This window comes from Nonomuraea insulae (genome assembly GCF_042656245.1).
Map to the genome: position 1 here is coordinate 76,322 of NZ_JBHSPA010000012.1, position 6,348 is coordinate 82,669.

The following is a 6,348-nucleotide window of genomic DNA, read 5'->3' on the forward strand; positions in this document are numbered from 1 at the left end:
TCGCGGGACGTCGCATCACCAACGACGCACGCCGCAGGAACAGTCGTTCCTCCCGCGGAGCGGGCGACAGTTGCGAGCTGGGTGCGGGGCCCGGACGAGGCCGGACCCCGCCTCTGTCACGCCTCTCGAGATCAGGGCTTGATGAGGACCTTGAGGCTCCTGCGGTCGGCCATGTCCTGATACCCGGCCGGGACGCCGTCCAGGTCGGTCGTGACGTCGAACACCTTCCCCGGCTCGATGGTGCCGTCCAGGATGTCGGGCATCAGTTCCTCGATGTAGGCCCGGACCGGCGCGGGCCCGCCGGCCAGGCGGAGGTTGTGGCGGAACAGGCTGCCCATGCCGATCGGCGCCTCCTCATACTGCGGGACGCCGACGCGGCTGATGGCGCCGCCCGGACGGACGATGCCCAGGGCCTGCTCGTAGGCGGACATGGTGCCGACGGCTTCGAGCACGACGTGCGTACCGTGCCCGCCGGTGAGGTCGCGGGCCTGGGCGATGCCTTCTTCGCCGCGGGCGGAGACGACGTCGGTGGCGCCGAAGGCCCGGCCGAGGTCGGTGCGCGTCTGGTGGCGGCCCATGAGGATGATCTGCTCGGCGCCCAGGCGCTTGGCCGACAGCACCGCCAGCAGGCCGACGGCGCCGTCACCGATCACGGTGACGCGGGTGCGCTCGTTGACGCCGCCGGCCACGGCGGCGTGGTAGCCGGTGCCGAGCACGTCCGAGAGCGTCAGCAGGGACGGGATGAGGGCCGAGTCCGCCGCGACGGGCAGCTTGACGAGGGTGCCGTCGGCGAGCGGGACGCGGACCGCTTCGGCCTGGCCGCCCTCGTCCGGTTCGCCGTCCCAGAAGTTGGCCTGGGGGTGGGTGCAGGAGGTGTGCAGGCCCTCGCGGCAGAACTGGCAGGTGTTGTCGGAGATGGCGAACGGGGCGACGACCAGGTCGCCCCGGTGGACGGTGGTCACCTCCGGGCCGGTGTCCTCGACGATGCCGATGAACTCGTGGCCCATCCGGGCGGGCCCGTCTTCCGGCTTCATCGAGCTGTAGGGCCACAGGTCGCTGCCGCAGATGCAGGAGGCGGTGACGCGGACGAGCGCGTCGGTGGGCAGCTTGATGACCGAGTCCGGAACCTCCTCGACCCGGACGTCGCCGGCGCCGTACATCAGGGTTGCACGCATCAAGATTCTCCGTATCAGGTGGTTGATTTCCGATGGTGGTGTGTCTCAGGTGGTGGCGGCGGGGCAGCAGCCCCGGGCCGTGACACGAGCTGGTTCGAGCGTCATGGCTCCTTGCCCCTCCCCGGCTGACCTGGCCATACACCCGGTGGCGGGGACCTAGCGGGCGGGTGCGGCGGCGCGCCGGCGCTGGATGACGGCGATCATGATCGTCGGGATCAAGGTCAGCGCGGCGATGGCGGTGCCGACCACGGCCGGGCCGACGGCCTCCAGGGAGGAGTCGAGCGCGCGCCCGGCGATCCAGGACCCGGCCGCAGTGCCGAGATTGAACGCCGAGACGGTCAGGGCGGAGGCCAAAGTAGGCGCCTGACCGGCGAAGCGGACCGACAGGGAGATCAGCACCGGGTTGGCGCCGAGTCCGAAGAACCCCAGCAACGCGACCAGAACGACCGTGGCCCAGGCATCACCCGACAGCAGGCAGATCGCCAGCAGCAGGACCGTCGCCCCCGCGGCCGCCGCGATCGTCACGGTGTGCGGGCGGGCGTCCCCGAGCCGGCCACCCACCAGTGAGCCCGCCAGGGCCCCGATGCCGAAGCCGACGAGCACCAGCGGCACGAGCCCGGCCGCGATACCGGCCCGGCCGGTCAGCAGCGGCGCGATGTAGGAGTAGGCCGCCAGCACCCCGCCGGTCGTGGTCGCGCAGGCCGCCAGCACCAGCCACAGCCGCCCCGAACGCAGGGCCGTCACCTCCGACCGCACCGACACCGTCCCGTGGTCCGGGCCGTCGTGCGGGACGGTGCGGGCGATCAGAGCGGCGGCCGCCACCGCCAGGACCGCCAGCGCCCAGAACGGGCCCCGCCAGCCCACCAGTTGCCCGGCGAACGCGCCGAGCGGCACCCCGACGACGTTGGCGAGCATGCCTCCGGCGCCCACCAGGCCCAGGGCACGAGAGCTCGCGGCAGGACCCGCGGCGCGGCTGGCGGCCACGTTGGCCACCGCCCAGAACGCCCCGGTCGCCAGCGCCGTCACAAATCGTGCCGCCAGCAGCAGCGCGAAGCTGGAGCCGACCGCGACGATCAGGTGCCCGGCCGCGAACACGCCCAGGGCCAGCATCAGCGTCAACCGTGTGGGCAGCCGCAGCGTCAGCATCGCCATCAACGGCGCACCGATGATCATCCCCACCGCGAACACCGTGATCAACAGTCCCGCCTGGGGCACGCTCACCCGCAGGTCGCCGGCGATCTCCGGCAGCAGGCCCGCGACCACGAACTCGGTCGTGAGCATCAAGAAGGTGCCCACCGCCAGCACATAGACCACCAGCGGCAGCCGCGCGGGCCGCGCGGGTGACTGCCCGCGCTCGGCGAGCGTGTCTGCCTCGCCCGGCCCGGCGGACCGCTCGACGACTTCTCCTCGCGTCCTCAAATCCATCTCCGCATCGGGTCGCGTTCAACGTGCTGATCCCAGGAAACCCGCCTGGCCGCGCGCGAGGCAGAGCGCGTTTATCGGGGGGACAAGCTCAACCCCCCTTACCCCCGCCACCTGCCAGAACCCTGCGGCTACCGTGGAGGGCATGGAGCAGCGACCCGACAACCGCGACCAGATCCGGGATTTCCTCGCCACCAGGTGCGCGAAGCTCACTCCGGAGCAGGTCGGGCTGCCCACCAGCGGCCGGCGCCGGGTGCCCGGGCTGCGCCGCGAGGAGGTCGCGGTGCTGGCCGGCGTGAGCACCGAGTGGTACACGCGGCTGGAGAAGGGCCACATCAGCGGCGTGTCCGAAGAGGTGCTCGACGCGGTCGCCCAGGCCCTGCAACTGGACCAGGACGAACGCACCTACCTGTTCGACCTGGCCCGCGCGTCCCGGCCCGTCCGCCGCGCACCGTCGCGCCGCAAGGACGTCCAGGTCCCGCCTCGTGTCCAATGGCTGCTGGACTCCATGACGATGTCCTCGGCGTTCGTGCGCAACGGCCGCCAGGACATCGTCGCCGGCAACCCGCTGGCCCGCGCCCTGCACGCCCCGGTCTTCGACAGCCCCACCACCGCGCAGCACGGCCGCGCCAACATCGCCCGCTACATCTTCCTCGACCCGAGCTCCCGGCAGTTCTTCGTCGACTGGGACGCCGCCGCCGCCACCGCCGCGCTGCTGCGCGCCGAAGCCGGACGCGAGCCGCACGACCGCGCCCTGCGCGAACTCATCGGCGAACTGTCCACCCTCAGCACCGAGTTCCGCAGCCAGTGGGCCGCCCACGACGTCCGCATCCGCCACGACGGCACCAAGCGGCTATGGCACCCCCAGGTCGGCGACCTGGAGCTGACCTACCAGTCGCTCGACCTGCCCATGTCCAACCGGACGGTGTACGACCTCACCATCTACACCGCCGAACCGGGCACCACCTCCGAAGACCGGCTCAAACTCCTCGCCAGCCTCGCAGCCACCCAGCCCCAGACACCACACCCCACCAACCAGCCACGCTGAAGCGCGCCGACCCTTCAACCGGTACCCGGCGGGGATCACGGGCGGGCTTCGTCGAGGTTGTCACCGTTCGACTGGACCTGCAAGGCGGCAGTCATCGGGCCGGGCAGAACAGCCGTCTGCCCGGCCCGGCATCATGCGGCGCTGCCGCTGCTCCCCCCGATGCAGCGACTGGCCTGGCCGTTGCCCCCTAGGTCCCCCGACCTGAGGGGTAACTATCCGAATGGGAGTAATGCGGCCCTCTACCGAAGGTTGATTTTGTGAATAGTCACATCACGCGCTGCACTCCTTGACGCGGGTGCGACCGCAGCGCCGACGCCACCGTGAACCGAGAGCGAAGCGCGGTGGCCGGTCAGCCAGAGACTGGCGGGCATCGCCGCCGACACCGCCAAACCGATCGAAGCGGTCATGACACGTTGCGACCTCCCACGGAAGAAGACATCCCCCATGGCGTCATCCGGCCAGACGCCGGCGAAGGAGATCCTTGGCCTGCTCGGCTCCCCTGCGGCTTTCGCCCTGAGCACGGAGGAAGAACTCGGCCAGTTCCCCCGACCCCGGCGCGGTCGGCGTCGGCGATATCATTTTTCAGCCGCAGCGCGTTGCTCAAGCACTGCTCGACGAACCAGATCAGGTTGTAGTCCTTGTCTGAGTTCCAGTGACGCCGCCGGTCTCCTGTCGCGTTGTATTCATCTGCTTGGGCCCGCGGGCGCGATCGACCTCCAGCCCGAAGGCCAGTGCGGGACGACGGCTGGCGGAGATGCGATCGGCGAATCCGCGCAGAGCGGCCAGCCATGCGGCAACCGGCTCTGCCACCGATGTTCCGCCAACAAATTACGGGTAACCCGCCAGGCTGACGCTAGTCGTGAGCTGCGCGCGCCGCAGAGTGGTAGCGACCAGGTGTCTGGCCGACGAGCTCGGTGAAGGCTTCGATGAAACTGCTCGGGTTGGCCCAGCCCAGGCGTATCGCCGTGTCGGTGACCGAGGCGCCTTCGCAAGTTCGAGCAGTACCCGCTGAATGCGCAGCAGCGTGCGCCACTGGTGAAGCTCATCGACAGTTCGCTGCTGAACAGACGGCTGAGGGTTCGTTCGCTCGAGCCCGTTCTGTGCCCCAGCTCCGCCAGTGTCGCCGGGCTGGCCGGGGCGGCGTGCAGCAGGTCACTAACGGCCTTGAGGCGAGTGTCGCTCGGCTCCGGGAGGCGCAGTGGTTCCTGCGGGGCGCGAGCGAGCTCCGCGATGACGACCTCGAGCAGCAGACGGGCGCGGGGGCTGTCGGCCGGGTCGTGGTCGCCGATCATCGCCAGGTACGCCTCGCGCATCAGCGCACTGGCCACGAACACTGAGGGCTCCGTTGGCAGTTGCTCGACCAGCGCCGCCGAAACCCGGAGCAGTCGGGACATCGGTCTCGCCGTACGAGCGACTGCTGTGTACATAGAAAGGTGGCACCCAGGTAATGCGGTTCGCCGGCGCCACCCATGTGCCGGCCTTCGGGTCTGACCGGATTACTACCTGGAGCCGACCCCATCCCCATCCTTGACCGCAGCATCGAACAGTGCGGCGGCCGCCGCGCGGGCGGTCGTCGCGGCTGAGGGATCGCGGTCCATGCGTGCCGAGACTCCTGCGCCGTCGTACAGCAGGTGAAGCTGCCTCGCGAGGCCGTCGCTGTCGGCGACGCCGGCTTCTCGCGCCAGGTCCGTGAACAGCGTTCTCACCCACAGCCGGTATCGGTCCGCGGCGCCCTCGACGACGCTGCCGTGTGCTGCCTCTGCGCTGGCCGTCATGTGGGCGCAGCCGTTGAAGTCGGGTTCGGTGAACAGCTGGCCTTGCGCGTCGAAAACCCCCAGCAGACGCTCACGTGGCGTCCGGAACCGGGTCAGGGAGCGCTCAACCAGCTCACGGGTGTCGGCGTGACGGGCGTCCAGGTAGGCCTGCACCAGCTCGTCTTTGCTGCCGAACACGTTGTAGAGCGACGCCTTGGCAACGCCGGCCTGCTTCACGATGCGGTCGATGCCGACGGTCTGCACGCCTTCGCGGTAGAACAGGTCGTCGGCGGCGGCCAGCAGACGTTCGCGCACGGATGGATTCGAGGCGTTGACCTTGCCGGGCATGGGGGTTCCTTCTTTCAGACTGGCGGTACAGTCTACTGCTCCTGTCGGCGGCTTATACGACTTCTACCGGGTATAACAAGGCTAGACAGACCGGTCTTCCAGGTCAACGCGTGAAGGCGGTCACCGCGTTCCGGTGACCGCCTCCGCTGTGCGGGCCTGGCGTGGTGCTCCTAGCTGTGGGGGAACAGCTTCATGTGGGTCACGAACCGCTCCGGATACGGGAAGTGGGCTATGTGGTTGGCGTGGTGTGGTGGGTGTGGTCGTTGATCGTGGTGCTGCTCTCCGCGAGGCAGTGCTCCTGTGTGCCGCGGTCTAGTTGGTCGTCATGCCGCCGTCGACGTTGAGGATGTGGCCGGTGATGAAGGAGGCCTCATCCGATGCGATGAACACGATCGCGTCGGCCAGCTCCTCTGACAGGCCGAGGCGGCCCAGCGGGACCTGCGTCACGAGGGCCGCCTTGTTCTCCGACGTGCCGGTGAAACGAGTCAGCATGCCGGTATCTGTGGGGCCGGGAGCTACACCGTTCACCCGGATTCCCGACTTGGCGACCTCCAGCGCCACCGACTTGGTGATGCCTTCGACGGCGTGCTTGCTGCCGACG

7 protein-coding genes are annotated in these 6,348 nt (G+C 69.6%); 2 read left to right on the forward strand and 5 right to left on the reverse strand.

The window, feature by feature from the left end:
• Positions 1-131: 131 nt before the first annotated feature.
• On the reverse strand, positions 132-1,175 hold the full coding sequence (locus tag ACFPZ3_RS09445; protein ID WP_379513602.1) for a zinc-dependent alcohol dehydrogenase family protein: 1,044 nt from the start codon (positions 1,173-1,175) through the stop codon (positions 132-134).
• Positions 1,176-1,331: 156 nt separating this feature from the next.
• Entirely contained in the window at positions 1,332-2,594 is a 1,263-nt protein-coding gene (locus tag ACFPZ3_RS09450; RefSeq protein ID WP_379513603.1) for an MFS transporter, read from the reverse strand.
• A 148-nt stretch (positions 2,595-2,742) separates the two neighbouring features.
• Here ACFPZ3_RS09450 and ACFPZ3_RS09455 point away from each other — a divergent pair, with 148 nt between their 5' ends.
• A complete protein-coding gene (locus ACFPZ3_RS09455; protein ID WP_379513604.1) occupies positions 2,743-3,645 on the forward strand; it encodes a helix-turn-helix transcriptional regulator in 903 nt (300 codons plus the stop codon).
• A gap of 853 nt (positions 3,646-4,498) precedes the next feature.
• On the opposite strand, the gene ACFPZ3_RS09460 is transcribed toward ACFPZ3_RS09455, so the two are convergent.
• Complete coding sequence (locus tag ACFPZ3_RS09460; protein WP_379513605.1) at positions 4,499-4,678, reverse strand: helix-turn-helix transcriptional regulator; 180 nt, start codon at positions 4,676-4,678, stop codon at positions 4,499-4,501.
• A gap of 109 nt (positions 4,679-4,787) precedes the next feature.
• On the opposite strand from ACFPZ3_RS09460, the gene ACFPZ3_RS09465 reads away from it, so the two are divergent.
• Complete coding sequence (locus ACFPZ3_RS09465) at positions 4,788-4,982, forward strand: hypothetical protein (RefSeq protein ID WP_379513606.1); 195 nt, start codon at positions 4,788-4,790, stop codon at positions 4,980-4,982.
• A gap of 162 nt (positions 4,983-5,144) precedes the next feature.
• On the opposite strand, the gene ACFPZ3_RS09470 is transcribed toward ACFPZ3_RS09465, so the two are convergent.
• Positions 5,145-5,747 (reverse strand): TetR/AcrR family transcriptional regulator, encoded by a 603-nt coding sequence (locus ACFPZ3_RS09470; RefSeq protein WP_379513607.1) that lies wholly within the window; start codon positions 5,745-5,747, stop codon positions 5,145-5,147.
• A 312-nt stretch (positions 5,748-6,059) separates the two neighbouring features.
• Positions 6,060-6,348, reverse strand: a 289-nt coding sequence (locus ACFPZ3_RS09475) for an SDR family NAD(P)-dependent oxidoreductase (RefSeq protein ID WP_379513608.1), incomplete at its 5' end; no start/stop codon positions are given.

What these genes read in the sequence shown, in the direction of transcription:
- ACFPZ3_RS09445 (WP_379513602.1), bottom strand. Translation starts at nt 1,175, where the DNA reads ATGCGTGCAACCCTGATGTACGGCGCCGGCGACGTCCGGGTCGAGGAG.
- ACFPZ3_RS09455 (WP_379513604.1), top strand. Translation starts at nt 2,743, where the DNA reads ATGGAGCAGCGACCCGACAACCGCGACCAGATCCGGGATTTCCTCGCC.
- ACFPZ3_RS09470 (WP_379513607.1), bottom strand. Translation starts at nt 5,747, where the DNA reads ATGCCCGGCAAGGTCAACGCCTCGAATCCATCCGTGCGCGAACGTCTG.